This is a genomic window from Erwinia sp. (assembly GCF_049696395.1).
In the GTDB taxonomy this organism is placed as follows: Bacteria; Pseudomonadota; Gammaproteobacteria; order Enterobacterales; family Enterobacteriaceae; genus Erwinia.
In genome coordinates, this window is sequence record NZ_JBAVTT010000139.1 from 1 (window position 1) to 2,710 (window position 2,710).

Genomic DNA, 2,710 nt, shown 5'->3' on the forward strand with positions numbered 1-2,710 from the left:
CAGACGTTAATATACGTTCGCTCAGCACAATAGCGTTGCAGATAAAATACTTTTTATCTGGTCGTTTTTGCGCTTTCAGGAAATTATATAATAAAAGGGTAGGGGAATGAAAAAGCTCGTTTTAGCGTTGGCTGTGCTTACGTTGGCAGGCTGTGCAAGGCCTTATGGTCCTGCGGATACAATACTGGATAAACACCTTGTTACGCCAGTTTCTTCGGAGCAGCAGACCAAGGTCACCGTTACCCGGCAGAAGCAGTTTATTGGCAGTATCAGCGGCGGGATGTGCAAGTTTGTTATTACCGTGGATGATAGCGAAGTGGCTTTATTGCGTCAGAATCAGTTTGTGACGACTTATTTAAAAAATGGACCACACAAATTACGTGTCAGCAATGATTGTAGCGTGTTAACGATGGGCATGCGAAAAACCCTGGATATTACGGCAGACGGTACCGCTCAGGAATATGTGGCCGAAGTCGGTTTCTGGGGCCAATATCGGATGTGGCGCACCAAATAGATTTTCCCTCAATAAGACGACAGATTTCTTTCTGTCGTCTTATCATCAGTTATACTGACGGCCTGAACGGTGAGGTGTGCATTATCTTGATGCAGACTGCACCCTGGTTAGCAGGCACATTTCCTGCTTACGCACTTACAGGCCACTCCTCACTCATGATAAAAACACCTTTGTTACTCTCAACTCTGTTGCTGTGCGTTTCCCCGGCAATGGCTGCGATGCAATGTGGCCCATTTCAGTTAGATCGTCATCAGGATGGCACCGTTTTCGTCAATAAGGTGAAACCCACTCAGCAAAAAGTCACCTTTACCGGCGAGAAAGGGGATTACGATAACGTGAAGATCCATCTGCGCGTGAAGAACACCAAAGCGCCAGGTATGCTGGATATGGACCAGGCTGTTGAGCACGGGAAGGCTACGCTGAACGTAAAAGTGGTGCGAACCAGTGCCAGCCAGATCCGCATCAGTGGTTCCTACGATTGTGAAAAAATCAGTTAGCCACTTCTGTCGATGGGTAAAGGTCGTTAGCTATTTCAGTTTCAAGAGAAAAATAATGAGAAAACTCCTTTCTGTGTTGGGCATGATCCTGTTCCTGTCTGCTTGTACCTCGTCGACCGGCAAGGATTTTGATGACACAAAGTTGACCAAAATCCAGTACGGCCAGACTACCCGACAGGATCTGATTTCGCTGTTCGGCCAACCCACTACGGAAACGTCCTATCCTGAAAATCATCTGCTGATGATGTGGAGCTACAGCCAGGCCAAAGCTGGCAGCACTACAGAAGGCAAAACCCTGACAGTGCAGCTCGATGGCGGGAAGGTGAAGAGCTATACCGTCAGTAAGACCTGAGATTTGGCTGAGGGCTGGCGCTGATAATTAATAGCGCTGTTCAATCTTCCGGTACGGGTACTCAGGTTCAACATAGTCTCCGGCTTTCTCACGCTTGGGCAGCTTGATTTTCTGCTCCTCAATTTTCTTGTACGGAATGTGCCGCAGAATATGATTGATCACGTTTAGCCGGGTTCTTTTTTTATCATCTGACTGCGTGACATACCAGGGCGCCCAGGCTGTATCGCTGCTTGAAATCATCTCGTCGCGCGCGCGTGAATAATCGTACCAGCGACTGTATGACGCAATATCCATCGGCGAGAGTTTCCAGGTTTTGCGGCCATCGGTAATGCGATCTTTCAGCCGTCTGGTCTGCTCATCCATGCTCACGTCCAGCCAGTATTTCAGCAAAATGATGCCTGATGAGACGATGGATTTTTCCGCGGTAGGGATCATGTCGAGAAATTCTCTCGTTTGTTCTGGCGTGCAAAAACCCATCACGGGCTCGACGCCTGCACGGTTGTACCAGCTGCGATCAAAGATCACCACTTCGCCGGCAGCGGGGAGAAGACTGATGTAGCGCTGCAAGTACATCTGACTTTTTTCGCGCTCGTTCGGCGCGGGCAGAGCGTGAATACGAAATACACGCGGGCTAACGCGTTCGGTCAGTGCCTTGATGACCCCGCCTTTACCCGCACCGTCGCGACCTTCGAAAATAATGCAGACTTTGAGTCCTTTCTTCTTCACCCATTCTTGCAGATGCACCAGTTCCACATGCAATTCAAACAGGTGTTTTTCATAGTCCTTATTGCCGAGCTTTTCGTCCCCCTTAACAATGGGAGATGATAGTGACACTTTGTGCTTCTTCTTTGCCATGTCGAACCTCACGAGTCAGGTTTGAGCTATCAATGTACTGTGGAAAAATGCACACATAATGTCTGGCCGGTCGCTGCAGATATCTTCCGGCATGAATGCTAATAACACCGGCATTTTGCGTGCAGGCTGCAACGGGCGTGGGTCATGCCTTATCAACAGCGTTAACGGCATACCGTCCGGCGTTGTAACAGCAATGACTTTAAGAGCTTAGGAGATCCTGTTGAGTCTTTCCATGGCTATGCCTGGCAATGTTACCTGCATCAACTGCACAACTGTGACGAGATACCATTAAATTTGAGATACAAGTGGGGAGTGTTTGACTGGCACTAAGGGGTTTAGAGTTTCGGCATGGGGACTTATCAGTGAAATGGTGTCCCCTGCAGGAATCGAACCTGCAACTAGCCCTTAGGAGGGGCTCGTTATATCCATTTAACTAAGGAGACAGCGGGCGGCAGTATAGCGCGCTTTCAGTCGCAGATTAAGCACTTACCC

4 protein-coding genes and 1 tRNA gene are annotated in these 2,710 nt (G+C 48.8%); 3 read left to right on the plus strand and 2 right to left on the minus strand.

Annotated elements, in window-relative coordinates; translation table 11 throughout:
* The first annotated feature begins 106 nt into the window (after window positions 1-106).
* From WCC56_RS17155 to WCC56_RS17165, 3 genes are all read left to right on the plus strand, one after another.
* Window positions 107-514, plus strand: coding sequence for a hypothetical protein (locus WCC56_RS17155; protein ID WP_424693546.1), 408 nt, complete (start codon window positions 107-109; stop codon window positions 512-514).
* A gap of 155 nt (window positions 515-669) precedes the next feature.
* Window positions 670-1,011 carry a hypothetical protein gene (locus tag WCC56_RS17160; RefSeq protein ID WP_424693547.1) on the plus strand — a complete coding sequence of 114 codons (342 nt, stop codon included), beginning with the start codon at window positions 670-672 and terminating at the stop codon, window positions 1,009-1,011.
* Window positions 1,012-1,066: 55 nt separating this feature from the next.
* Entirely contained in the window at window positions 1,067-1,363 is a 297-nt protein-coding gene (locus WCC56_RS17165) for a hypothetical protein (protein ID WP_424693548.1), read from the plus strand.
* 27 nt (window positions 1,364-1,390) lie between these two features.
* Here WCC56_RS17165 and ppk2 read toward each other — a convergent pair whose 3' ends face one another.
* The gene (gene ppk2 / locus WCC56_RS17170) at window positions 1,391-2,218 is read right to left on the minus strand and encodes a polyphosphate kinase 2 (protein WP_424693549.1); all 828 of its coding nucleotides are present in this window, start codon (window positions 2,216-2,218) and stop codon (window positions 1,391-1,393) included.
* A 368-nt stretch (window positions 2,219-2,586) separates the two neighbouring features.
* Window positions 2,587-2,661, minus strand: a tRNA-Arg gene (locus tag WCC56_RS17175).
* Window positions 2,662-2,710: the final 49 nt, after the last annotated feature.

What these genes read in the sequence shown, in the direction of transcription:
- WCC56_RS17160 (WP_424693547.1), top strand. Translation starts at nt 670, where the DNA reads ATGATAAAAACACCTTTGTTACTCTCAACTCTGTTGCTGTGCGTTTCC.
- WCC56_RS17155 (WP_424693546.1), top strand. Translation starts at nt 107, where the DNA reads ATGAAAAAGCTCGTTTTAGCGTTGGCTGTGCTTACGTTGGCAGGCTGT.
- WCC56_RS17165 (WP_424693548.1), top strand. Translation starts at nt 1,067, where the DNA reads ATGAGAAAACTCCTTTCTGTGTTGGGCATGATCCTGTTCCTGTCTGCT.
- ppk2 (WP_424693549.1), bottom strand. Translation starts at nt 2,218, where the DNA reads ATGGCAAAGAAGAAGCACAAAGTGTCACTATCATCTCCCATTGTTAAG.